General features: G+C 56.5%; 21 protein-coding genes. 4 read left to right on the top strand and 17 right to left on the bottom strand.

Annotated features, from left to right (window positions below):
• Positions 1-92 precede the first annotated feature (92 nt).
• From phnE to phnC, 3 genes are read right to left on the bottom strand one after another with little or no spacing between them, the layout of a single operon-like run.
• Positions 93-917 carry a phosphonate ABC transporter, permease protein PhnE gene (gene phnE, locus KUD11_RS01870; protein ID WP_109387101.1) on the bottom strand — a complete coding sequence of 275 codons (825 nt, stop codon included), beginning with the start codon at positions 915-917 and terminating at the stop codon, positions 93-95.
• A gap of 24 nt (positions 918-941) precedes the next feature.
• Positions 942-1,817: a phosphate/phosphite/phosphonate ABC transporter substrate-binding protein gene (gene phnD, locus KUD11_RS01865; RefSeq protein WP_109387103.1), complete on the bottom strand. Its 876-nt coding sequence runs from the start codon at positions 1,815-1,817 to the stop codon at positions 942-944.
• A 23-nt stretch (positions 1,818-1,840) separates the two neighbouring features.
• Positions 1,841-2,620 carry a phosphonate ABC transporter ATP-binding protein gene (gene phnC / locus KUD11_RS01860; RefSeq protein WP_109387105.1) on the bottom strand — a complete coding sequence of 260 codons (780 nt, stop codon included), beginning with the start codon at positions 2,618-2,620 and terminating at the stop codon, positions 1,841-1,843.
• A gap of 119 nt (positions 2,621-2,739) precedes the next feature.
• Here phnC and KUD11_RS01855 point away from each other — a divergent pair, with 119 nt between their 5' ends.
• Positions 2,740-3,732, top strand: coding sequence for an NAD(P)-dependent oxidoreductase (locus KUD11_RS01855; protein WP_109387107.1), 993 nt, complete (start codon positions 2,740-2,742; stop codon positions 3,730-3,732).
• A 2-nt stretch (positions 3,733-3,734) separates the two neighbouring features.
• Complete coding sequence (locus KUD11_RS01850) at positions 3,735-4,601, top strand: LysR family transcriptional regulator (protein ID WP_109387109.1); 867 nt, start codon at positions 3,735-3,737, stop codon at positions 4,599-4,601.
• A 35-nt stretch (positions 4,602-4,636) separates the two neighbouring features.
• Here KUD11_RS01850 and KUD11_RS01845 read toward each other — a convergent pair whose 3' ends face one another.
• The 13 genes from KUD11_RS01845 to KUD11_RS01785 form a co-directional block, all read right to left on the bottom strand.
• Positions 4,637-4,783 (bottom strand): SOS response-associated peptidase, encoded by a 147-nt coding sequence (locus KUD11_RS01845; protein WP_146190870.1) that lies wholly within the window; start codon positions 4,781-4,783, stop codon positions 4,637-4,639.
• A gap of 63 nt (positions 4,784-4,846) precedes the next feature.
• On the bottom strand, positions 4,847-6,004 hold the full coding sequence (locus KUD11_RS01840; RefSeq protein ID WP_181375324.1) for a DUF4268 domain-containing protein: 1,158 nt from the start codon (positions 6,002-6,004) through the stop codon (positions 4,847-4,849).
• Between the two features lie 82 nt (positions 6,005-6,086).
• The gene (locus KUD11_RS01835; RefSeq protein WP_109387113.1) at positions 6,087-9,053 is read right to left on the bottom strand and encodes a type I restriction endonuclease subunit R; all 2,967 of its coding nucleotides are present in this window, start codon (positions 9,051-9,053) and stop codon (positions 6,087-6,089) included.
• Positions 9,050-9,484 (bottom strand): hypothetical protein, encoded by a 435-nt coding sequence (locus KUD11_RS01830; protein ID WP_109387115.1) that lies wholly within the window; start codon positions 9,482-9,484, stop codon positions 9,050-9,052. The genes KUD11_RS01835 and KUD11_RS01830 overlap by 4 nt, the downstream gene beginning before the upstream one ends.
• Positions 9,485-9,515: 31 nt before the next feature.
• Positions 9,516-10,778, bottom strand: coding sequence for a restriction endonuclease subunit S (locus tag KUD11_RS01825; protein ID WP_109387117.1), 1,263 nt, complete (start codon positions 10,776-10,778; stop codon positions 9,516-9,518).
• A gap of 8 nt (positions 10,779-10,786) precedes the next feature.
• Entirely contained in the window at positions 10,787-12,808 is a 2,022-nt protein-coding gene (locus tag KUD11_RS01820) for a type I restriction-modification system subunit M (protein WP_109387118.1), read from the bottom strand.
• Positions 12,809-12,873: 65 nt separating this feature from the next.
• On the bottom strand, positions 12,874-13,962 hold the full coding sequence (locus KUD11_RS01815; protein ID WP_109387120.1) for a Fic family protein: 1,089 nt from the start codon (positions 13,960-13,962) through the stop codon (positions 12,874-12,876).
• 132 nt (positions 13,963-14,094) lie between these two features.
• The gene (locus tag KUD11_RS01810; protein ID WP_146190871.1) at positions 14,095-14,838 is read right to left on the bottom strand and encodes a hypothetical protein; all 744 of its coding nucleotides are present in this window, start codon (positions 14,836-14,838) and stop codon (positions 14,095-14,097) included.
• Between the two features lie 316 nt (positions 14,839-15,154).
• Positions 15,155-15,934: a recombinase family protein gene (locus KUD11_RS01805; RefSeq protein WP_109387124.1), complete on the bottom strand. Its 780-nt coding sequence runs from the start codon at positions 15,932-15,934 to the stop codon at positions 15,155-15,157.
• A 194-nt stretch (positions 15,935-16,128) separates the two neighbouring features.
• On the bottom strand, positions 16,129-16,611 hold the full coding sequence (locus tag KUD11_RS01800; protein WP_109387126.1) for a hypothetical protein: 483 nt from the start codon (positions 16,609-16,611) through the stop codon (positions 16,129-16,131).
• A gap of 94 nt (positions 16,612-16,705) precedes the next feature.
• Positions 16,706-17,224 carry a hypothetical protein gene (locus tag KUD11_RS01795; RefSeq protein ID WP_146190872.1) on the bottom strand — a complete coding sequence of 173 codons (519 nt, stop codon included), beginning with the start codon at positions 17,222-17,224 and terminating at the stop codon, positions 16,706-16,708.
• A gap of 274 nt (positions 17,225-17,498) precedes the next feature.
• A complete protein-coding gene (locus tag KUD11_RS01790; RefSeq protein WP_109387130.1) occupies positions 17,499-17,897 on the bottom strand; it encodes a hypothetical protein in 399 nt (132 codons plus the stop codon).
• The gene (locus KUD11_RS01785) at positions 17,894-19,660 is read right to left on the bottom strand and encodes a DUF262 domain-containing protein (RefSeq protein ID WP_181375325.1); all 1,767 of its coding nucleotides are present in this window, start codon (positions 19,658-19,660) and stop codon (positions 17,894-17,896) included. Before KUD11_RS01785 ends, KUD11_RS01790 begins: the two co-directional genes overlap by 4 nt.
• 230 nt (positions 19,661-19,890) lie before the next feature.
• Between KUD11_RS01785 and KUD11_RS15150 the strand changes: the two genes are divergently transcribed.
• Both KUD11_RS15150 and KUD11_RS01780 read left to right on the top strand, forming a co-directional pair.
• Entirely contained in the window at positions 19,891-20,013 is a 123-nt protein-coding gene (locus KUD11_RS15150) for a helix-turn-helix domain-containing protein (RefSeq protein WP_258305395.1), read from the top strand.
• A gap of 709 nt (positions 20,014-20,722) precedes the next feature.
• A complete protein-coding gene (locus KUD11_RS01780; protein WP_109387134.1) occupies positions 20,723-20,989 on the top strand; it encodes a hypothetical protein in 267 nt (88 codons plus the stop codon).
• A 55-nt stretch (positions 20,990-21,044) separates the two neighbouring features.
• Here the strand turns inward: KUD11_RS01780 and KUD11_RS01775 are convergent, their stop codons facing one another.
• On the bottom strand, positions 21,045-22,460 hold the full coding sequence (locus KUD11_RS01775; RefSeq protein ID WP_109387136.1) for a hypothetical protein: 1,416 nt from the start codon (positions 22,458-22,460) through the stop codon (positions 21,045-21,047).
• Between the last annotated feature and the right edge of the window lie 974 nt (positions 22,461-23,434).

Raw genomic sequence — 23,434 nt, 5'->3', positions numbered from 1 at the left:
ACTGGGCAAGGTTTTGCCTAGGCACTCGGCAAAACTGAACCGCCAAGGTGAAGGCTCATTATTCGAGCACATCGCCTTCGAATCTGCGGCCATCACCTGAACTTCGCGCGGAGCATGTTGCTGAGCATATCCACGACGGTAACGCAGGCGAGTATCACCAGTAGAACCGCGGATACCTGAGGGTAGTCCAAGAGGCGGAGCGAGCCGACGAGCTCGGTGCCGATACCACCTGCACCGACCATCCCCATAACGGTTGACGCACGGAAATTGTATTCCCAGCGATACATGCTGACGTCTGCGAATTGCGGGAACACCTGCGGCAGGACGCCGTGCAGGATGACCTGCATTGACGTGGCTCCCGACGCCTCGGTCGCTTCGATCGGTGCGGGATGCGCATGCTCGATGGCCTCTGCAAAGAATTTCCCGACCATTCCGACCGAATGAAGGCCAAGCGCGAGGACACCCGGCAACATGCCAAACCCGACAGCCGCCACGAAAATGATACCCATGATCAATTCAGGGATCGAGCGGAGCGTGTTCAGGATGACCCGCGCGACCTGGTAGACGACCTTGTTGGGCGACGTATTTCTTGCGGCCAGAAACCCAAGTGGCAGAGAAAGTGCTACGGCGAGCGCTGTGCCTGCTATGGACATAGCCAGCGTCTCGACGAGAGGCCCTACCCAATCGCGCCAACGGCCGAAATCCGGCGGGAACATTTCGGTGCCGAGGATGCCGATGGCCGGCAGGCCGTTGGCCAGCCGGCTCCGATCCAGCATCCCGGTCATCCAGAGCGATGCAATGACGATCGCGGCGACAACGGCGATTTGCAGGAGCAGCTTTCGCCGCCCCTTGCTGTCCTCGGCCAGCACATCTTCAGCGTTGGCCAGCGCAGGCTGGGCAGTCAAGAGGCGGGTCATGGCGGTCTCCTAGTCCGGGCAGTCTCAGTCGGCTTGCAGCTTCTTGCGGATATCACGAATGATGTCGTAGTCGGCATCCGTGATCGGAGCGAAGGCATCAGCCTTGAAGGGCTTCAGCACCGCGTCGCCCACTTCGGTCCCCCGCTCCAGCGTCAGGAAAGCGTCTTTGATCGAGCCTTCGAGCTCCTCGGTCATGTCGGTGCGAAGAACCCAAGGATATTGCGGAATATCGGCGGAGTAACCGATGACCACCAACTTTGATTCATCGACCGACCCCTTGGCCAGCAGGCTCTCGTAGATCGGACGGCTGAGACCGCCGACAGCTGCATTGCCCAGTTCGACGTTGCGCGCGACCGCGTCATGCGCGCCCGTGAAGTTCTGGGTATAGTCATCGCCCTCCGTCACGCCTTCGAGCATCATCGTATATTTCGGCGCGAAGTGGCTCGAGGTGGAGGCCTGATCGCCGAAAGCCACATCAATACCCGACCCTTCGATATCGTCGATCGAATCGATACCACTTTCGACATTGGCGATGAGGACAGACTGGTAGGTGGTGCTGCCATCCGTCATGCGCGCGGCGAAGGGTTCGATATCCAGGTCGCCACCCGCCATCTTGGCCTTGGCGATCGTGTAGGAGGCGGGCCCGAAATACGCGACATCCACGCGGCCGAAGCGCATCGCCTCGATCATCGAGGAGTAGTCGGTCGTGACGATCAGCTCGATATCCTTGCCGAGCTTCTCTTCGAGATACGCGGCCAGGGGCTTGTTATCCTGGATCACGGTCGAGGCGTTTTCATCAGGAAGCAGCGCGACGCGCAAAGTGTCCGGATCATGATCGCCCGCAGCGAACGCGGCGGTTGTGGCAAGCAGCATGGCTGTGAGAGTTGCAAAAGTCTTCATGGCAGTCTCCAAGAGTTGAAAGATCAGGTGGTCGTGTCGGTCGGCGCGCCGTAAATGCGCGCCAGCGCGGCGCCGTCCAGCGCCGAGGGCGGTCCGTCGAAAACGATGTCGCCATCAGACAGACCGATGATGCGGTCGGCATAGGCCTTGGCAAAATCGAGCTGGTGGAGGCTGACGATGACGGGAATTCGGTCTTCGCGGCATACGTCGCGCAGGATTTTCATCACCCGGTCCGAAGATGCCGGATCGAGCGATGCGATAGGCTCGTCCGCGAGGATCAGCTTTGGCTCCTGCGTGAGCGCGCGCGCAATGCCGACGCGCTGCTGCTGGCCGCCCGAGAGGCTGTCACAGCGTGTCAGTGCCTTATCAAAGAGGCCCACGCGGCTGAGCGATTCCAGCGCGAGAAGTTTTTCGGCACGTGAAAAACCCACCAAACTAGTCCAGACCTCATGGCGCCCGAGGCGCGCCATGAGGACATTACGCAGTGCGCTGAGCCGGCCGATCAATTGGTGCTGCTGAAAGATCATGGCGGTATCGCGCCGGTGAGAGCGGATATCGTGGCGCGACTTCAACTGCTGACCTGCCGATGTCACGATGTATCCCGCGCTTGGCCGGGTCAGCAGGTTGAGAGTGCGCAGAAGCGTAGACTTGCCGGCGCCAGACGGACCAAGAAGGACGGTCACTTCCCCGTCAGCGAACTGGCAGGCGGTCCGATTGAGTGCGCGTGTGCCGTTCGGGTAGACGACTTCCACATTGTCGACGCTCAGAATATCTCGTCCCACAACACGCGTTGATCCATCCATGGCGCCGATTCCCCCTCTGTTTGCATCGTGATACGCAATAATTAAGACAATTTTATTACATATTGCGATAAGCGTTTTTTACTGCTAGCCGATCAGGACATTGCAATTGAGGATGCTGGATGATGGTCAAAATCGTAGTGCCCAACTGGATCGAGGATGAGACGCTGGCACGTCTTTCAGAGCACGGGGATGTTGTGACAAGCGTGGGGCGCGATCCCCTTGCCGGCGATGCCCTGCGCAAGGCTTGCGCGGATGCATCGGCGTTGATGGCCTTCATGACCGAATGCGTCGACCGTCCATTTCTGGACGCCTGCCCCAAATTGAAGATCATTGCTGGCGCCCTGAAAGGTTTCGACAATCTTGATCAGCGGGCCTGCACGGACGCCGGGGTGCTGTTGACCTATGTTCCGAACCTTTTGACCGAGCCGACGGCCGAGTTGGCCATCGGCCTCAGCATTGCGCTCGCACGGAACATGCGTGCGGGGGACGCGCATCTGCGCTCAGGAACCTTCGCCGGGTGGCGGCCCAATTTTTACGGTGGCAGCCTGCAAGGCGCGACCGTGGGTATCATAGGTGGCGGTGCTGTGGGCCGCGAGACGATGCGCCTCCTCTCGGGCTTTCGGGGGCGGCGCATCTACTTCGACGAAAACCGCCTCGATCCCACGATGGAGAAGGCTCTCGTGGCTCAGTATGCGCCGCTAGAAGAGCTCACTCACATGTCTGATTTCATCATCCTGGCGCTGCCACTGACTGACCAGACCAAGCACATCGTGAATGCATCTTTTCTCGCGGCGATGAAACAAGGTGCCTATCTGGTCAATCCCGCGCGCGGATCGTTGGTGGATGAGGCTGCCGTCGTGGAGGCGCTGAACACAGGCCAGCTCGCCGGCTATGCCGCAGACACCTTCGAGATGGAGGATTGGCACCGCCCGGATCGGCCAAGGCAGGTTCATCCAGCGCTCCTCACGAGCGACCGCACGGTTCTGACACCGCATATCGGATCAGCAGTCAGCGAGGTGCGCCGCCAGATCGCAGCCGAGGCCGCCGATGAGATCATCGCCTTTCTTTCCGGCAACCGGCCTCGCAACGCCGTAAATCCCATGGTGCTGTAGACGTGAACCCGACTTTTCTCAAAAGCTTCGTCGCGCTGGCCGAGCTCGGCAGCTTCCAGGCTGCCGCCGCCCGGATCGACATTGCGCAGTCTACCCTGTCTCAACATATCAAGAAACTGGAAGAGGCCCTGGGCGCCCCCCTGATCCAGCGCAGCCATAGCGGCAGCCGCCTGACAGACGCAGGGCTGCGACTGCTTCCACATGCACAGCAGGTTCTTACATCCACCCAAAGGGCGCAGGCTGCCGTTTTATCCGAGTCGCTCAAGATCGGATGCAGCGGCAACATCGCATCATACTTCATGCCGGATGCGCTGGCATCCTTTCTCAAACAGACATCATCGCAGATGCAATGGGAAGTCATCGCGGCGCCCAACCCCCGCGTTGCGCAAATGCTGCTAGCCGGAGAGATCGACATCGCCGCGATGGAGTGGCCAATTTCTCACCCCGCCGTCACGGTGGCGCCTTGGATCAGCGATGAAATGATCGTCATCCTGCCACCCAATCACCCATTTGCCGCGCGCGACGCTATCACCTTTGCCGAACTCAAAACGCTCAGGATACTGGGCGGCGAACGCGGAAGCGGGACCGGCACCCTTCTGACAGAAGCACTCGGGCCCCAAGCAGAAGATCTCGACACCATCGGCAATGTAGGCTCGACCGAGGCGGTGAAGCGCGGCGTCGCCGCCGGACTTGGAGCGTCAATCGTCCTAGAAACAGCGGTGCGCAGCGAAATCGCGTCTGGCTCTCTGGCAATAGCGAGGCTCGAAGGAATGCATCTGGAAAAGCAGCTGTTCATCGCGCAGGTCACATCAAAGGCACAAAACGGCCCTGCCGCTCGGCTGTTCAAGTTTCTACTTGAAAGGGATTGATAGCCTGCCAAGCACAAAACTCACCGATGCGCCGATCACAAGAGGTTATCTTGTAGCTCAGTCTCGCCGCTCTTGATCACCCGCATGGCCTCTGCCGGGTAGGGCCGCAAGAGATCATGTGCCTCGTTGGCGTCGCCCTCCAGCCATTGCTCATAGTCACCCGGATGGAGGATCACGGGCATAACCGAGCCCTGCCAGTTTCTCCATCATGAGATCTTCGAGATCCGACTCCGAGACCCAGGCCATCAGGTTGATGCCTCACCGGCTTGCAAACGGACATTCAAACTATTTAGGTGTGGCACGACAGCGCTCTCGATAGCTTCGTAGGTTTCACAAGCCCAGCGTATCATCTCCGGCCAATTTTCCTCATTGGATGTATCGATGGGCAGCGATGTGCGGATGAAACAGCGCTTTACGTTTTCTTTCCGATCCCAGTTCAGCGACATGTTGGCACTGCCCTCGATCTCCTCACGCATGGCCAGGAGCTGATCGAAAAGCCACTTGTTCTGCTCGGCATCGGACCGCTGCATCACGAACTCCGCCCGGATTTCCGTCTGCGCCAAGACGAGTGCCATAGCGCAGCCCCCGATACCAGTGCCGCAGCTGATCCAGTGGTCCTTGGACGCACTCACTTTCTGGAACCGCTGGGAGCCTCGACTACTCAGTTGCTCAAGAGCTTGAGCCCAGAACGCCAACCGGATCTGGTGGCTTTTCCTTTGTGCGCCTTTCATGGATTTTTCTTCGGTCGCTTTTTCGGCCATGCGAACCATGTAATCAGCTGCTTCAGGCGGCGGGATCACCTGTTGAATGTCTACAAGAAGCTCGCCACTGAACTTGTAGGGCACCACCTTGATGCACCGCGCGTCGATCTTATGACCGCACAGCCAGAGGACCGTTGATGTTACCTCCTTGCGGAACTTCGCTGCGATGAAGACGATCCTCTGATTATTATCCTCGTTCACAGCGACGTCAGACAGCGTGTCTACCTCGAGAAATTCGCATATCGCTTCAGATGCGTTGCGGCCGTCACCGTGGCGATCCAGATATCGCTGGAAGATCTCGATGATGTTCTCTTTGTTCAGCTGCGAGCAGTAGGCTGCATACTTCAAAGCTTGCCAAACGACATCGCGGCCCGAGTCATCCAGCTTGTTCTCGATGACCACCAGTTGCCCGTTCTTATCGAGCGCCAGTAAGTCGAGCCGCTCTCGAGTGTCCTGGAACCCGTCAAACTCTTTTTGAATGATCAGGAGGCCGCCTTCATCCTCACCCATAGCCTCGCAAAGCGCCTCAGGCATGGAGGCGAGCCATTCCTGCAGGTGGTCGCGTTCACGGACGCCAACCTCCGAGAAGTTGGGGCGTTCAAGCTTGCGCAGGCGGTTGGTGGAGCGGTCAATCTGGAACATTAGTATACCTCGAAAAGAGTTTAGCTTGCACGGCTGGCAGCTTCTCATATGACAACGCTAAGGACTTTGACGACAGGGGCGGTCATCCCTTCCGAGCCGTTCTCTGCGCCCTCTTGAAGAAGTGCCGTGTTGCCTGCTCACGCGCGTCTTTGTCGGTCATGACGATGTTGCGCATCTCATTGTCGTTCTGGAACATTTTGACCATGCCCTGGAAGAACGCCTGCGAGAAGGCGTTGTAGACGACGTCGGCCGGGTTGTTGCGGACCATCTCAGTCATATCCTCATCCATGATGTCACGCGTGACGCGCTCGAAGCGGAGAAAGTCCTCGCGCGAGAAGCTTGTCCCATGCCGCTCGTTGAAAGAGTCGATGATTTCCGAAAGTGACCGCTCTTCCTCCTCGGTATAGGGGTTGGCGCCGAACTCAGTGATAGGGCTGAGCGCGGTGACTTGCCCGGCGACGAGGGAGGCACTGCCTTCTTCTCCTTTCTGGAGCTTGAAGGCCGACAGGGTCAGCATATCATCTGTAATGGTAATGTCAGCCGGCACATCACGTGACGGCAGCAGGCGCGAGAGCCAAGCCGAGTATGCGTAGAGCTTTTCCAGCCAAGCATCGTTAAGCGACACCACCTGCGCTACGAACGCGTAGAAGCGCAGGAAGCTCTTCAAGAGCTGCCGGAACTCTTCCTGCTGCGCCTCGTCTTCATCAAGCTTAAAGCGCTCTACAGCGAGGCGCACGGTGCCTTCGAGCGCCAGCCGGTCCTGCGTCGTCAAATCACCTTTGAAGAACTGATCCGCGAAGCGCTCTACCTCGTCCTGATGGAGATAGGTGGCATTCGTGATGCGCTGCTCCAGATCGTAGATCTGATTGAGGTCGGTGCGCTCCTCCAGAGCGGTCGTCTCGAAGAACGGGGCAAACGCCTCCCGGATGTCCTCCATCGTGTTCTGGAAGTCGAGCACGTAGGTGGGCTTGTCTTTCCCATAGCTGCGGTTCAGCCGGGCAAGCGTCTGCACGGCCTGCAGTCCGGCGAGCTTCTTGTCGACATACATCGCTACGAGCTTGGGCTGGTCAAACCCGGTCTGATACTTCTCGGCAACGACGAGGACCTGGTATTCGCCCCTATCGAACTTTTTGGGAAGTTCGGTCTCAGCGAAGCCATTGGCTGTCGCTTCGGTCCAGACATTGCCATCGACGGTCAGATCGCCCGAGAAGGCCACCAGCGCCTTCAGTCCGCTATACCCCTTGTCTTCAATGTAACGGGTCAGCTGCTGCCAATATCGCAGCGCGTGTTCGCGGCTCTGCGTGACAATCATCGCCTTCGCCTGTCCGGCCAGCTCCCTAGCGACGTGGCGACGGAAATGCTCGACAATCACCTCGACCTTCTGATCGATAGCCGTGGGGTGCAGTGAGGCGTAGCGCGCGACACGCGACTGCGCCTTGCGCCCCTTGAAAGCCGGATCGTCCTCGATGGTCTTCTCGAGCTGATAATACGCCTTGTAGGTCATGTAGTTCTTGAGCACGTCGACGATGAACTCTTCCTCGATCGCCTGGCGCATCGAGTAGAGGTGGAACGGGTGGGGCTTACCGTCCGCGCCGATGCGCCCGAACCTTTCCAGCGTCACGTTGCGAGGCGTCGCAGTGAACGCGAGGAAGGAGATGTTCTTCTGCGGTCCCCGTGCCTTCTGGAAGGCCAGCACCATGTCCTCGATTTCGTCGGAGCTGGTAGGGTCGCGCGTCAGCGCGTCGCTCATCGCCTGGGCGGCCTTACCGGATTGCGAGGAGTGTGCCTCGTCGATTATCACCGCGAAATTGCGCCCGGCCTGGCCCGAGATCGTCGCCAAGTGCTCGGTGCCAAACTTCTGGATCGTCGTGATGATAATGCGCGCACCCTTCAGGATCGCGTCCTTGAGATCACGGGATGTGCCGTCGATCTTCTTCACCACGCCTTCGGTCTGAGCGAAGCCGCCGATCGTGTTCTGCAACTGCCGGTCCAGGACCAAGCGGTCGGTCACGATGATCGCGGTGTCGAAGAGCGGCTGGTCTTCCTCATCATGCAGGTTGATGATCTGATGCGCAGTCCAGGCGATGGTGTTAGACTTGCCCGACCCAGCGCTGTGCTGAATGAGGTAGTTCTGCCCGGCGCCCTGCATCCGCGCGTCGGCCAGAACTTTCCTCACGGCATCGAACTGCTGGAAGCGCGGGAAGATCAGCACCTCTTTGCCATCCGAGCGTTCGAGGTGGATGAAGCGCCCGATCAGGTCGAGCAGCACCTCGCGCGAGAAGACCGCACGACCCTCGGGCAGATCCTTGTAGAGATAGGCGACCCGGTTCTCATTCGGCACATCAGGGTTGCCGGCACCGCCATCCCGGCCTCGGTTGAAAGGCAGGAAGCGCGTCTTGCCGTTCATTAGCCGGGTGGTCATCGACACGTTGTCCTGGTCCAACGCGAAATGCACGATGGCACCGCGCTTGAAGGTCAAGAGCGGCTCGCCCGCCGGGGAGCGGTCCTGTCGATACTGCTTCTCGGCGTGCTTGACGTTCTGCTTCGTTAGCAGGTTCTTCACCTCCAGTGTCGCGACGGGGATGCCGTTGACGAAGGTGACGATGTCGATGGATTTCTTCGGGTCCTTGGCGCTGTAATGCACCTGGCGCATCACCGAGAGGATGTTCGCCTCAAAGAGCCGGGTGAGGTCGGGGTTCAGGTTCGAGGCGGGCTTGAAGAAGCAGAGCGCGAAGCGGATGTTGGGCACCAGCTTGATGCCCTCGCGCAGCACAACATGGGTGGGGTTCTCCTTCAGCGCCTTGTCGAGCCTCTTGAGCACTTCAGCCTCGGACTGGGCGCTGTAGTGGTCTTCAAGGGTCTGCCATGCCTCTGGCTGCGTGGTCTTGAGGAAGCGGAACAGCAGCTCGGTGTCGAGCGCGTGGGCCACGTCGTAGTGCGCCACGCAGTCGCGTTGGACGTATCCTTGGTCGGCGGTCAGGCAGGCGACGATGTGCGCCTCGAAGACTTTCTCCTGGTGGATATCGGCGGAGGTGTGGGTGGTGGTCATTTTTTTCCCTTCACTACGCCGCGCGTGGATTTGGAAGGGTCTATTGCGGGTTTCATCTTCCGAACCTCAAAGGCGACACGCTCCATCCGCGCATCTCTCTCTTCCTTCTTTCGTTGCCGCTCTTCATCATCGCGGACATAGTTTTCCAGCAGTTGCTGCCTGAGCAGAGCATCTTTTCGTTTCTGACACTCTGTTTTCTTCGGGCCGCCCACGGAGAAGTTGAGGCGCTCAAACTCTCGAATTTTTCGTTCTTTTTCAGCATCCCGTCTCTTCTTTGCGATCTCACGCTTCGCTTCTATAAATTTGCGCTTTCTTCTTTCTTCAGCAGTTTCACCAGATTCCGGGTCAACACCAATTTGATCCCGTCCGAACCAGTCCGAACCGCCTTGGATAAGCGTAGACCCGCCAATATATCCGCCACGCTTTTTCATTGCGCCACTCCATGTCGCAGCCTTGTGTCAGTCATGCGCCTATCTTCTCTTGGATGGCGTCGAGGCGGCGGTCGAAGGTGCCGGATTTGGCGTGGGTCGATACGTCGATTTGCCCCGTGACAGCGGCTGTGATCAAGGCGGAGCGGTATTCTTTGAGGCGGGCGATGGACGCTATGATGCGTGCCGACGCCGATGAGAACACACTTCTCTCACAAGCTACCTGCTCGATGATTTTGTTTTGCTGTTCCATTTGTGGAACTGGCACGCGGATGCGGCGAACCAACTCTAGGTTCAGGCGGCTTCGCGTTACACCTTTGGCAAGTGCATCGATTTGTGGCCAACTCTCATCGGAGGACAAGTATTCAGCGACGAAATGATGAGAGATCAGATTTCTTTTCAAACGAACCCTGTAGCAATCTGCTTTGACCATCGCCGGACCAAGTCCATCCGGAGCGATGCAGGCGCGACCAACTTTGTTCTTCTCGTCGCCTAATCCTGCGACTAGCAAATCGCCAGCTTTGACATCGTGGTCGCCTAACGTCGTGTAGTGTTCTTCTGAGATGAAGGCGGCGTCTCCGTCCGCGAACCCGCCGTCCTTGATATTTTGCAGGCGGACAACCCTAACTCCAGTGTCTGTATAGTGAGCTGATGTCAGACCGGAACCAAATGGACCATCGCATATTCGAGTGAGTAACCAGCGTAGTGGGCGATATTGTGAATTAGGTATCTGCCGAAATACGCTATTCCTTCTTGCGTTGAAACGCTCCCCCAGCAACCCCACCAACCGCTGCTTTTTCTCGACCAGCAGGTCTATCCTTGCGGTCTCACGGTCCAGAAAGTCGGCAATCTGGCGTTGGGTCGCGAGGTCGGGTATTCGCAACCTAATGTTTTTCATATCGCCGTAGCGCGTCGTCCAAAGGTCTGCGACAATACCATGTCCCCAGCGATAGAACTCTTCTTGGAACGCGGGCGAACGCAATAAATGGTGTGCAAAGCGAGGGTCGATATTTCGCGGCTCAAGAACGATGCTGATCAGCGAGACCGAGCCCTCATGCGCGGATACACCACCTGAGCCTTTGCGGTCAGAGCGACTATTGATCACATAGTCACCGACGCGGACTACTTTGCGATTCTCGCCATCGTCGCTCTTCGCGGCGGTTTCCAATTGCGGAACGATCCCGCTCATCGTGACAGAGAGTGGTGGGAAGTCTTTGTCACTGCCCTTTTCTTTGCGCTCGCGGAACAGCTGACCTAGGCGATAGAGTTGCCAGTCAGGAGGGCTCGCGAGTGTCATTATGTCTGTCACTCCACCACCTCCTGCAACAGGCCAGCGATCTCCGCTTCCAGCGCCTTCAACTCGGAGTCGATTTCTTCCAGCGGTCGGGGCGGCACGTATTTGTAGAAGTAGCGGTTGAAGTTGATCTCATACCCGACACGCCCAACGCCGCCATCCTGGGCGTCGGTATGGCTCTCGTCCACCCAGGCGTCGGGGACGAAGGGCAGCACCTCGCGCTTCACGTAGTCTCGCCAGTCCTGGTCCAGCGGCACCAGCTCGTGATCGCGCAGATCGGTATCGGGTTCGGGATTGCCCTTGGCATCAGTGCAGACCTCCGCCTCCTCGTCACGCTCCGATAGCGCGCTCAGGATCGCCTTGCGCACCGGGGCAGCTATCTTCGCACCAGAGGCCCGGAGCGAGTCGCTGAGCGCCTTATCGAAGGCGGGGCGGCTCACCCACCGCTCACCGGCTAGATGGCTCTCCAGCGACTCCAGAATGGCGCTGCGCGCGTCCTCGTCGAGCTTGGCAAAGGGCTTCGCCTCGCGCAGGGCCTCCAGCCCCTCTTGCGTGACCTCGAAGGCCAGTTTCAGGGGGCGCTCGACCCGGATCTCGCGATAGCCGAAATCGGTCGTGGCGAAGATCTTGGAGACGTCACCCCAGTCACCATCGCCGTTCAACATCTTGGCATAGATCTGCGCGATCTGATCGCAGGCCTCGGGCGTGATCTCGCGGCGCTTGGAGCCGAGCGACTTTCGCATGGATTTCCAGAACCGCTCGCCGCTGGCGTCGATCAGCTGCACCTTGCCGCGTCGCACCTGGTCCTTGCGGTTTGTCAGCAGCCAGACATAGGTCTGAATGCCGGTGTTGTAGAAGAGATCGGTCGGCAGGGCGATGATCGCCTCGACCCAGTCGTTCTCCAGCATCCAGCGACGGATCTCGCTCTCGCCGGACCCGGCACCGCCCGTGAAGAGGGGCGAGCCGTTCATGACGATACCGATGCGCGAGCCTTGCTCGTCATGGCGCATCTTGGAGATCATGTGCTGGAGGAACAGGAGCTGCCCGTCCGAGATACGCGGCAGCCCGGCCCCGAAGCGCCCGGACATGCCCTGCTCGGCGGCCTCGTCCTTGATCGGGTCGGCGTATTTCTTCCAGTCGACGCCATAGGGTGGATTTGAGAGCATGTAGTGGAATCGGCGGTCCTTGTGCGCGTCCTGGGTCAGCGTGTTGCCATAGGCGATGTTCTCGGGGTTGTGGCCGGTGACCAGCATGTCGGACTTGCAGATCGCGAAGGACTCGGGGTTCAGCTCCTGCCCGAAGAGCTCGACGCGAATGCGCTCGTTGAGCGCCTTCATCTCCATCTCCGCGATGGAGAGCATGCCGCCCGTGCCCGCCGCGGGGTCATAGACCTGGCGAATGACACCGCTGCCGGTCAGCGCCTCACGGTCGTTGATCAGCAGGAGCGACACGATGAGCCGGATCACCTCGCGCGGCGTGTAATGCTCGCCTGCCGTCTCGTTGGAGATTTCCGAGAAGCGGCGGATCAGATCCTCAAAGAGATAGCCCATCTCGAGGTTGGAGACGGTATCCGGGTGGAGATCGATCTGCGTGAACCGGTCGAAGACTTGGTAGAGCAACCCGACATCGCTCAGCCGCTTGAGCTGGTCGGTGAAGAGGAACTTGTCGAGAAAGACGTCACGCACGTTGCTGGAGAACTTGGTGATGTAGTCCAGCAGGTTGCGGTGGATGTCCTTGGGGTCCTGGCCTTTGAGCGCCGCGAAGGAGAACCGCGACTCGTTGTAGAGCCGGATATTCTCACCCACGACGCCGGACAAAAGCGCATCGCGTGCCTCGTCATCCATGTCCTTGGGCAGGGAACCCGCCATCTCTAGAACGGCGGGCTTGGTTTTCTCCAGAATGCAATCGAGCCGCCGCAGCACCACGAAGGGCAGCACCACCTTGCCATACTCGGACTGCTTGAAGTCGCCCCGGAGGAGTTCCGCCACTGACCAGACGAAGCTACCCAAGTTCTTGATGTCGCTGTTGTTCATGACTGCCCCATATTTCTCTGTGCAGGATGGGTCAGCTAGGTGGCACTCGCAAGAGGCGATTGACGCTATTTGTTCCCATCCATGAAGAGCGAAACCAGAGGCACGTTGATGTAGTAGTTGCTGCGACCGGCCTGGTGCTTTTCGACGAAACCATGCGCCGCGAGCGTCTCAAGATATTTCGATGCAGTCTGCCGGGTGATACCGAGATCCGTCACCATGAACTCGATCCGGGTATAGGGGTGCCGGAAGAGATTGTTCAGCAGGTCCTGGCTGTAGATTTTTGGCAGCTCGTTTCTCAGGCGCTGCTTGTAATCCGACATCTGGCCGCGGATCGCCTCGATCAAGAATAGTGTCTCTTTCGAGGTCTCGGTCACGGCATTCAGCATGTAGAGGATCCACTCTTCCCACGCGTCTTCGTCTCTCACCGCTTGCAGGTGATGATAGTAGTCGCCTTTGTTCGACGTGATGTATCGGCTGAGGTAGAGGATCGGGATGTCGAGCAAGCCGGACTTGGTCAGATAGAGCACATTCAGAATACGCCCGACGCGGCCGTTGCCATCCGGGAAGGGATGGATGCTTTCGAACTGGTGATGAATGATCGCCATCTTGATGAGCGGATCGAGATCGCTGATCTCGTCGTCATTCACGAAGCGTTCAAGCGCGGTCATCTGATCCACGACCTCGCGCCGATCCTGGGGCGGCACATAAACGATGCCGTTCGTAGCCTCGTTCTTCAGCGCGGTGCCGGGAGTGCAGCGAAAACCGTCAGAACGCCCTTTCAGGAGCTGAAACATATCAATGATGGTGGCATTGGTGATGAGGCCATCTGTGGCGTGAAGCCGTTCGAACCCAAGCTTGATTGCGTCCCGGTAGAGGGCCACCTCCTTTGCGGCGCCAGATTGAGGACCCTCGGGAAAGAGGTCCGCCTGGAAGAGCTCGTCTTGCGTCGTGACGATGTTCTCGATCTCCGAGGAGGCCTTTGCCTCCTGCAGCGCCAAGGTGTCAATGAGGATGCCCTGGTTGGGTATAGAGGCGGCGCGACCTTTGAGTTCTGCCAGGGCACGGTTCGCGGCTGCGAGCGCCTTCAGGACAGGCACAGTCTCAAGGTCAACGGAAGGGGGAAGGGGAGGCAGATTGTAGGAAGAGGTTAACATGTCCGCTGCCTCATGTTGAAGAAACTGTGTTTCGTTAACATTAGAGGCGGGTAATGTGCAAAGAAAGCCATTTCGTTGACGTAAGAAGGAAGCGGTCGCTGATGTCCTGTGGAGACGGACAAGACACCAGAACTATTTTCCCTCGTTCGGCCCATGATCCTGCTTTGATCGAGTTGATTGTGGCTGCACTGATGATGGTGACTCACGGCCTCCTGCTAATTCATCGAGGCCATCCAATGCTCGCTTCACAGCTTGCCTGGTCCACGCCCCTCCCACCGAAGTCCGCAGCCCGATCGCGTTAGCTTCATCTGCTACTGCTTGGAGCGTTATCTTGCTCCCCGCGCTCGCCATTGCCGACCGAACATTGTTGATCTTCTGATTGAGTAGCTGAGCCTTGCGAGACCTGGCCGCGGCAGATGCATGTTGCGCGGCTGACGTATCACGCGGCGAGGTTGGTGCGCGGGGTAACTTCATTTTCTCAGCGTGCAATGTCAGGTCGCGAATCTGCGTGCCTGTAAATTCGGACAATAGCATTCCATGTTTCAGCGAGATGAGGTGCTTGGCGAACGACTGAAGCTCCGACATGAGCTGACCACGATGGCTGATCGGTGCAATGCGAAGAATACGAGCCAGATCATCGACGAAGATCAATCCTACGCCGCGCGCTCGCATCTCACAAAGAACCTGCTGAAGATTGGGCAGATCATTCAGCCGAGCGACACTACGCGCATAATCACAGATGACCCTGCTATCTTTGCCCGGATATTTCTCAAGCAAACCTTCGCGAGCAATCATCTGCGCCTTGTATTGAGGGTGCTGAGAGAACGCGCTGTGGTTATTCGGCCCATAGGTGATCAGGACGTGAAAGAGGATCATCTCGACGACTCCAACTTGTCGCAGTTGCGTATTCCTACGCCGCAGTGACAAACTTACTAAATCAGGCACCGAAAGCTGTTCGGTTCACTCCGGTGCGCGCCGCTCCTTTACGGGGACGCTCGCGACCTACCTCACCTATTTGAACGACGACCGACGAGCCCTTTGCGCACATTGATCAAACATGTCACCAGGCTGGCTGGGGCGCGCACCAGGCACACGTAGCATGACTTTTGACGCACAGACTCATCAAACACTTTTCAGCTCACCCTGAGCGCTTACAGCGCTCCTGTAGAGGATCCACAAAACCGGGCGTCAATCAGAACATGCCGAAAGTGGGAGGCGGTTCAGGTGCCTCACGTTCTTCAATCAGCCGCCGGGCTTTCTTGAGAGGCTCGCGCAGACGAGAAGCAGTCCATTCTTTGCTTTGCATGGTCCGGATGCCTCTTTCTTTCAATTTTATGACGACGGTCGAACTCGGCACGGAAAACGGATCATCGGACTCCATCAGCATATCGGCAATCTGGCGAACGAGATCGGTGGATTTGCGCGAATAGGCTTGGGCACCCAGGGGCTGGACAGAAGTCTTCATGCTAGGGTTACCAAGGACAACTCCATTTGATCGAAGCCGATCCAACGCCGCCTTCGTGCCGGAGGAGATCCTTTGGCCCATCACCTCGTTATATTTGTGAATGGCTGCCTTCGAACCATTCTGCCGCAGCTCCACCTCTTCAATGCAGACCACTCTGTTGGGGTCGAAAGCAATCTTGCGAAGTTGGTTCTCAAATTTGGAATATCTGGTGAGGCGATCCCAAGCCAAGACAATGACGACAGCATTGTTGCTGTTTGCAGCTTCGAGCGCGCTCCTCAAGCCACGACGACTACAGAAACTTTCAGGCCCCATGCCGGAAGCAACATCATCCAAGACCTCGATCAGATCGTAGCCCATCGCTTGCGAGAACGTCTCGATCGCACCACGCTGCGCCTCAAGGCTGATACCCGTCTGGCCCTGACTTTGTGTCGATACGCGGATGTAGCCGAAGGCGGGCCCGCGAACAGCTCGCTGCGGAGATCCAGCGACTTCCTTCTTCCTGCTCATGTCTTCGGCAACCTTATGTAGCTTTATAGGTGAATAGCTATGTGGGTGGAGAGGGGGAGTGTTGCTTTGAGTGTGATACCCAATCCGATCCCCTTATGGGTTTCGCAGCGGTGAAAGACTCTGCGAAACCCAAGGATATTGACCGACCACCGAACGCCTCGGGCTGGTAGGCTTGGCAAATCCAACTTTTGAAATTAGCTCTCGTCGCGATCTGCCAGACTGCCCTCATGCTTATCCGCTGCTATCCAGAAGTCGGCGATTTCTTCGTAAGCATTTGCAATCGCTACCTTCTTCGCAGCTTCAGCCTCTGCGACCACAGCCGCATGTGCCTTCGCCATTCTCAGGGGGATTGCATACTCCGGTGTTGCAAGCACGATCTCGCGCAATTCCCGACCATTACCCTCCATCTGACCTGCAAGCTCCAGGAGAGTATAGCGCTGCTCTTCCCAGTCACCATTCAACAGGTGATCAGCAACGAAATCTTCAAAGTCGCTATGATGAAACGACATCTGATCGCTCTGAGCACTAACAATGAAGTCCAATTTCTCCCTGAAAGGTTCTTCGAGAAGATAATCGGCTAGCGTTGCCAAACGATCGTCATGCCCCGCTGCTTCTGTCAGCCGACCTGACTGGCCGGCATGGTTGCCATGGTGCGTTTCAGTGATATTGATAACCACGATGTCTCTCCTCTGGATGAGACGTTGAAATGAGCGGTCTGGTTTGGTGTCAGGTGTGGAAGTTTGATCACCAGGCCGGCCGCGGCTTTGGGCGTTAGTCGCCCTGTATCTTCCACTGGGGAAAATTCCTGCGAACCTGCTTGTCGAGTTGCTCCAGCATCTTGTTCAGATGCACCGCCTCTTTCATCGCAGCTGAGCGATCCAATTCGGTAGAGACTTCGAGTTCCGAGAGCCGCGCCCTGATCTGCTCTTCCTTGTAGCGATTGACTGCCTCGGCCAATATCAACGCGGCGTCTTGCAAAACGCCGATCGTGACCTCGGCGCGCCCAAGTGCACCCTTCGCGTTCTCGAAGAGAGGCTCATCGCCGAATAACTCCCGATCAATCACGAAGCTCTCGGGGTCATCCTCGTTGTCGAACATTGGGAGCTCAAACCCTGCGAGCGCAGTATATTGGATCAGATCGCTCAGACTATCTGTCCGCTCCGCCCACTCTGAAAATGGCATGGTAAAGAGTTCCGCCGCAGCATCTCCGCCACTGCGACGATCCAACTCAGCCTCCTTCTTCTCGCGTTCGCGCTGTTGTCTTTTTCTTTCAGCAGGTGTCATCGCCATTGTGCAGCCCCCCCCCTTGTGACCGTGACACTTAGATAGTCACAGTCACACTGAGAGTCAATAGACTTTTGTGGGATATGTTTCGAAGTTCGCTGAATATGCCGGCGGACATCAACATCCATGACCTCGAAGCAAAGACCTCTGCTTTCAAAACCTAGGAAAGTGCGCTGAGAAACGTGGGGGGGGGGATGGACTACTGGCGGACACGGCGTAGCCTGCTCCGTGCTGAGCTCCACACAGTTTATGTATTGAATTTTCGGGGAGTGTGCTCAGCTCAAGCCTGCAGGTGGTCCAGAAAACGATCCAACTCTGTCAGCGCCTCTATCCGGATACAGACCAGGTCGGCATGAGCTAGATCTCGCATAGACTTCAAGGCAGAGTGGCGTCCGTAAACAGGCTTGCCGTTCGCACCTTTGACCGCATAAAGCGTGGCAGCCGGGGCCAGTCGATGGCAAAGGTCAGTGTGCTCGAGAAACGCGCTCACTCGGCTCGCCTCAACCCACAGGTTCGCCGGGCCACGAGGTCCTTTTTCGAACATGATCTCAATGGCATCTCCGTCCCGCGCACGGATCAGATAACGCGCAGCCAGCTTTCCTTGGTGGCCGGCCGGATGTTCAGCGACACGCTGATCGAGGCGCTGCAAACAGGCTGCCTTCAATTGCTCTGCATTCATGCCAAAACCTCTGGCCTTGTTAAGGTGAGCAGGCGCTCGCGGATCAACCTTTCACGAGACCGAACAAACTCCGGAAGCATCAATGCTGTCCATAGGTCCGGTTCATAAGCGATGAGATGGCGTTTGCGATACGCCTCACTTCGCCCAGTGATCCAGGATTCGAATGGAAGATCAGCTTTCTCGCGATTTTCTTGACCAGGCAAAAGCTGAAGATTGCCGAGCCTGTCTACTGCCCCTGCAATCTCGCGGATGCGTGCTTCGGTCAGGTTCATGCTCATCAGCACGCGGCGATCAGCGCGCGCACGTGGAATGATGTGATCGACGTGATGCATCGCTCCGCTAAAGTCAAGATCGCCATAGAGCAATGACAGAGCGAGGAAAGTTCGAGGTTTGTTGTAGGTCAGGTCCAGAAGGTCTTCGACAGCACGCTCGTCTACCTGCGTCATCCGGCCACCTTGGACAAGGTCATGGTAGAGCTTGGCCTCGGGGAAACTACGACTGTCATAGCTGGCGTCCTTCAGCGTTTTTCGTGCCGTCGAAATTGTTCGGTCGGAAGTGCCCGCGAAAACACCCATGAGAAGGCTATTGATGAGCCAGCGCTGAACTGCTCGCCCGTTACTGCAATCAAACTCCGACGATCCCCGCAGAGTTACCCCAGGCGCGTGATAGAGGAACCATGCAATCGGTAGCACAGCATTGAGCGAGCTGAGGTTCTCGGCGTTGAGACCGATGCCGTTCAGGTAGCGAAATGTCCGCTCAAGCGCGTCACGGATGTCAGGCCAGTTGCGCTCGATCTCAGCGATGGATTGCAGTGTGAAGTTCGAGACGTTGTATTTGACATCGAAGCCGCAGAGCACGAGGCAGGATTTCAATACGAAATCCTTGGTGATTTTATTCGGCTGAGGCAATTTGGTATTGATAAAATCGACAAAGCTGAAGATCGCATCCCGCGCCGATCCGTTTTCCCATTTGGACGTGATCAGGGACATGAGCAGATCAGACTTCGACAGCTTTGTGCCGCCGTCATTGGCGCGAACAAAGATATCAAGGACACGGTCAACCGACGTGCTGACCTCCGTATAATAATTGACGACCTCGTCTTTCCAGATCACTTCGTGCAAACGTCGAAGCGTAGATGTGATAAGTGTCCGCTCATAGGGCGTCACGCCGTGGTGCACCTTGCCCAAGGTTGTCTCGATCAAAGCCTCAAGCTTTTCCGGACTGCGGTGATTAAGGATATCACCAAGGCGATACCATTGGTGCCGATGATCACTGCGCGGTGGCAAAGCATGAAATCTCAGCCCATAGCTCACTCCGAACTCAGCGTCGTCTTCGTCGTAATCCGACTCAGGGTCTGTAAGGAGGTCGATGTAGAGGGACTTATCGGACCAAGCATCGAGGCTTGAGCTTCGCTTGTGCTTGGCCTTCTCCGCATAGCTGCCACGTAACGCGATCAGTAGTGACGTGATCCTTTGCTGGCCATCAAGCACCAGCGTAACATCCCGGCCGTTCACCGCAGCAGCCGGGTTCTGCATCCCCGGCTTCCAGTGCTCTACAAAGTTGTAGATCTTGAGCTCTTGCTTGAGATCCTCGTCGACGGCCCAGAACATCAACGAGCTTATCGGATACCCTTTCATCAAGGAGTCCATCAGCGTGATAATCTGCTCTGTCTTCCAGACAAAAGGACGCTGAATTGCTGGGAGAAAATACCGAGCATTAACATCCCCAAGAAGGTCGCCAATCGTCATCGTAGCGTAGCTCATAGTGCACTTTCTCTTGCCAGCGGTAGTCTTCGACAGAGAAGCTCTGTCGAGGCTATTTTGCAGCTTTCCTGCGTTTATTTGGAGACGCCTTAAGAACCGGTCATCGTCAGCAAACGTCCAACAACATGCGTTGCCCTCGAATGATCTTGGGTTCTCGAATTTTGGCATGCTGGAAGCATCCATACGAAAACTAGAACAACTGTTCGTGGCCCGTTGTCAAGCCATGCGGAATGGCTATCCGCATGGACCGCCAGAATGATCTCCTGATTGCTGCTTTTGCTACCGCTCTGCTTGAAGCGCGCCAGAAGGCCGGCCTGACCCAGGAGGAGCTGGCGGAGCGCGCGGATGTCTAAGCGCGTTTCATCTCGTTCCTCGAGACTGGTCGAAGGCAACCCTCGCTCTCAACCCGGCAGGCGCTTAGCACTGGGCTTCGCATTAGCATGCAGGAACTTGTGGCGGCTGTGGAGCTTGTGCATCAAGAGCGAGGCGCGGCAGGGTGAACAGCATCTGCGATGCGGCTGGCGACATAACGGCAAAACCAGAGCTGCAGTTTTCTTGATGCAACCCTTATCGTCTGGATGTTGCAACTGGCTAGAGGAGCTTTGAAACCCGGAGAGCGGCGGCGCCGGAACGCATCCCCATAACATCACTCTGAAAAACCTAGGACTTCGATTGATCCGTGGGAGCGGTCATCGGTGGCTCCCGGGAAATCGAGCCATTCCTATCCCCGGAACGTGACCATGTAGCAGCCGGTTCAAGTCCACCTCACGGATGGAGTAACACTATTCGAGAGGTCAATGCGCAGCTAGGTGGCTTTTGTGCTATCTGGCTAAATGGCTACCCATCAGCGGTGGGTAGTCCAAAGATCGAAGTCCACGGAGGCGCGCAAGTGCCCTGGCGCGTCGAAGCGCCTTCCAAAAGCACATGCGATGGAGCGTCAGGAGCGGCACGTCGCCGTCTCTCATTGCTCGTATCAGACATTTCGATCGCATTCCGCTTTGCGGGCATTGGCTTCTGTAATCAGAGCTCCTAATATCTACCGCAGACCAGCGAGGTAGTCAGATGGAACACAAACCGAACCTTGTCATTTCCAACGCCTCGCAGCGCATCGTAGAGGCTGGGATACCATTCAAAGTGGATATCTATAAACTCGAAGGCGGGGACGGCTGGTCGCTTGAAGTCGTTACTGAAGACGGAACATCCATCGTTTGGGACAATATCTTCGAAGAAGACCAAGCAGCATTCGAAGAGGCCCTCAATACAATCCGCAGTGAAGGCGCGGCAACGTTCGCTAAGGGTGGATCAAACATCATCCCGTTCAAACAATAAGCGAACGGCCCGGAGCTGTCGTTCCGGCACCTAGGCAGTGCTGCGTTGCGGTCCGTCAGTCCGGACTTTTACCCCACCAAGGAACCGCTGCTGTGGCAAGCGTTCCATAGTCAAATGCTGATTTAATCCCCTTGGGTTGTTTTTTTACGCTCAAAACACCGCCAAACTCCGAGCCATATAATTTCTCGGGGCACCAATCGCAGGCAGCTTGGAATATATCGCTGTATTCGTGCTGTCGGAGCAAGTTCTCGAAATCAAAATAGCCGACCATGGCCACCGGTATGCGATCACTAGCTGGAATACCTATCGCATTCGCTTTTTCGTTGGCGTAGTAAAATAATTTACTGACGAAAGCGCTTCCCAGTATTGTCCAAGGGTCATATTGCAGCACAATGCCTGCCATTTTCATATGTGATGTGCTGTAGAGCTCTTGATATGTTCGCCATATCTGAACGATGCCTTTGACAATATCCTCGAACGCATCAGAAAAGTCCCCGAACGGGTTCGGTGATGTCAACACCTTTTGCGGAATTCGTCGAACTTTGCATTCGATGATGAGGCCTGTCGAAGTTGGCTCGTCTTCAACGAGAATATCCGCACTCATACCATATGTAGTTTTCCTTTCAGGCTCAACTGATCTGGTCGCGCCATTATAATGTCGAACTAATTTCAAGCAGAGATCTTCAAACGCTTCTCCAGACCGTCGTCTCGCGTTGGGATCGGATACGATATCATAGTAAAGCCCGTCGGTAATTCGAAGCATGAGATTAGACCGCGAGGGAACTAAATAAGCTCGTCCTTTAGCATCAGATATTTCAAAAATGGGATTTTCTTTTGTAACGCTGCGAAGGAAGTCTCGGGGGATGTCAGGATTGCTGGTATTTCTCACCCATTCGTAATGCCCTTCGAGCGTATTGCCTATGATCTGTCGAACTTGATGCAATTGCGTATTCGTAGTCCCAAGCGGTGAAAGATATTTGGCGCGTATAGCGAGGTGTTCTGCACTACCCGCATAGATCCCAAAGGCAATTTTCAAGAAAACTTCTAAATCAATTCCGTATTTTAAAGAGAAGGCAGTCTTACCTTTATCTGTCGCATACACATGCCACGCGCGTCCGATACGAAACATATTCGACGTGCCAAGCTGCCAATCATATTGCGGCCAGAACAAGCGCGGCATCGCTGCCAAGATACCGCTCGGCGAATAATCCATGACGCTCTCAGTGTTGGACAATGCCGCATATACGTTGAGCAGCTTGGCTACACCACTCCACGACCTCAGATTAAGGCGTTTCACGTTTTCCTCTGAGGGTCCAAGAAAGAGTTTTTCGCGAATGGTGGCATCGATCGACCAAGGCGGCACGAAAAACTTGCCACCAATTTGATGGTCAGCCGGGCTGCCCGGCATCTGAAGATGCCGACGCGCCGCTTCCTCGAAACCGTCTCGCATCGCTTCAATTGCCCAGCTCATAACCACAAGATCCTCAGCTGGAACAGGCCGCAAAAGTTCGTGGAGCCTTCGTTCCCAGTAAGAACGTTTCTCGCTTGAGAACCTTCCCAAATTGCGCCCCCTATCTAATTGTATTTCCCAGTCGCCATTCACCTGGTTGAGGCGCGACATCGATCTTTGTTTCTGAGCGCTAAATCGAGCTTAACTGAAAGTCCGCTGTGCTCGCCACGAAGTCAACATTCGTGAATGCAGCGAACTTCCGGTTTCCGCCCTTTAAACTGAGGCCTTCGAATGCGAGGCGAAACTGCACACTCGCAGCGAGATGCAACACTGCATCGCGCTGACGTCCCTTAGGCCATCGTGGACGCTTCAGAGCGATAATGGAAGAGTTCTGCCAGTTGGCGCAAGCCGTGGCCATCTGTCGGCAGATGTCGGTGACGGTCAAGGCTTTGGCGAAGGTTTGGAAGCCAAGGAGGATTGGCGCTACGCTGAGGGCTCGCAGTGCTTGGCTTGCTGCGAATAAGAAGACTCCTATGGACGACTTCCGGCTCGACCGCTGCGGATCACATTACCACCCCCTTCCATCTTACGCTCCACGCATCCGCTGTGCAAAATGGGCGGCATAGCACACCCTCATTGAGGCCCCAACGCGCGAGGCTTATGCCATCCGCAACATTCCAGCGTGCTTTTCTGAGGCGTCAACGACCGACTTGGACGCAAAACGCCTTATATTGTTGACGGTGAGACCTTTTGATGTTGCCTGCGCTCGGGAAAAAACGCGTTCTGAGGCGGATTTTGTCAACATAGCGTAAACATAGCGTAAACATAGTGTAAACATCGGAGGGCAATTCTGCCCCTTTCAGAGGTTCTCGGACCTTTGGATGTTTACATAAAAATGGGATTAACGGTGGTCATGTAAACATCCGTCAACATGGTCGAAGCCGTCAACAGCGATCTAGTGATGGCTGGGACCCGGCGAGACACCCCAACGCAGC

The sequence above is a fragment of the Roseovarius carneus genome (genome assembly GCF_020141465.1).
Classification (GTDB): domain Bacteria; phylum Pseudomonadota; class Alphaproteobacteria; order Rhodobacterales; family Rhodobacteraceae; genus Roseovarius; species Roseovarius carneus.
Note: the sequence above shows the minus strand (reverse complement) of the source record. Positions and strands in the feature narration are given on the sequence as shown.

What these genes read in the sequence shown, in the direction of transcription:
- KUD11_RS01795 (WP_146190872.1), bottom strand. Translation starts at nt 17,224, where the DNA reads ATGGCGATGACACCTGCTGAAAGAAAAAGACAACAGCGCGAACGCGAG.
- KUD11_RS01805 (WP_109387124.1), bottom strand. Translation starts at nt 15,934, where the DNA reads ATGAGCAGGAAGAAGGAAGTCGCTGGATCTCCGCAGCGAGCTGTTCGC.
- phnC (WP_109387105.1), bottom strand. Translation starts at nt 2,620, where the DNA reads ATGGATGGATCAACGCGTGTTGTGGGACGAGATATTCTGAGCGTCGAC.
- KUD11_RS01815 (WP_109387120.1), bottom strand. Translation starts at nt 13,962, where the DNA reads ATGTTAACCTCTTCCTACAATCTGCCTCCCCTTCCCCCTTCCGTTGAC.
- KUD11_RS01775 (WP_109387136.1), bottom strand. Translation starts at nt 22,460, where the DNA reads ATGAGCTGGGCAATTGAAGCGATGCGAGACGGTTTCGAGGAAGCGGCG.
- KUD11_RS01790 (WP_109387130.1), bottom strand. Translation starts at nt 17,897, where the DNA reads ATGAATGCAGAGCAATTGAAGGCAGCCTGTTTGCAGCGCCTCGATCAG.
- KUD11_RS15150 (WP_258305395.1), top strand. Translation starts at nt 19,891, where the DNA reads ATGGCTATCCGCATGGACCGCCAGAATGATCTCCTGATTGCTGCTTTT.
- KUD11_RS01780 (WP_109387134.1), top strand. Translation starts at nt 20,723, where the DNA reads ATGGAACACAAACCGAACCTTGTCATTTCCAACGCCTCGCAGCGCATC.
- KUD11_RS01810 (WP_146190871.1), bottom strand. Translation starts at nt 14,838, where the DNA reads ATGATCCTCTTTCACGTCCTGATCACCTATGGGCCGAATAACCACAGC.
- phnD (WP_109387103.1), bottom strand. Translation starts at nt 1,817, where the DNA reads ATGAAGACTTTTGCAACTCTCACAGCCATGCTGCTTGCCACAACCGCC.
- KUD11_RS01835 (WP_109387113.1), bottom strand. Translation starts at nt 9,053, where the DNA reads ATGACCACCACCCACACCTCCGCCGATATCCACCAGGAGAAAGTCTTC.
- KUD11_RS01840 (WP_181375324.1), bottom strand. Translation starts at nt 6,004, where the DNA reads ATGTTCCAGATTGACCGCTCCACCAACCGCCTGCGCAAGCTTGAACGC.
- KUD11_RS01785 (WP_181375325.1), bottom strand. Translation starts at nt 19,660, where the DNA reads ATGAGCTACGCTACGATGACGATTGGCGACCTTCTTGGGGATGTTAAT.
- KUD11_RS01825 (WP_109387117.1), bottom strand. Translation starts at nt 10,778, where the DNA reads ATGACACTCGCGAGCCCTCCTGACTGGCAACTCTATCGCCTAGGTCAG.
- phnE (WP_109387101.1), bottom strand. Translation starts at nt 917, where the DNA reads ATGACCCGCCTCTTGACTGCCCAGCCTGCGCTGGCCAACGCTGAAGAT.
- KUD11_RS01845 (WP_146190870.1), bottom strand. Translation starts at nt 4,783, where the DNA reads ATGCCCGTGATCCTCCATCCGGGTGACTATGAGCAATGGCTGGAGGGC.
- KUD11_RS01820 (WP_109387118.1), bottom strand. Translation starts at nt 12,808, where the DNA reads ATGAACAACAGCGACATCAAGAACTTGGGTAGCTTCGTCTGGTCAGTG.
- KUD11_RS01855 (WP_109387107.1), top strand. Translation starts at nt 2,740, where the DNA reads ATGATGGTCAAAATCGTAGTGCCCAACTGGATCGAGGATGAGACGCTG.
- KUD11_RS01830 (WP_109387115.1), bottom strand. Translation starts at nt 9,484, where the DNA reads ATGAAAAAGCGTGGCGGATATATTGGCGGGTCTACGCTTATCCAAGGC.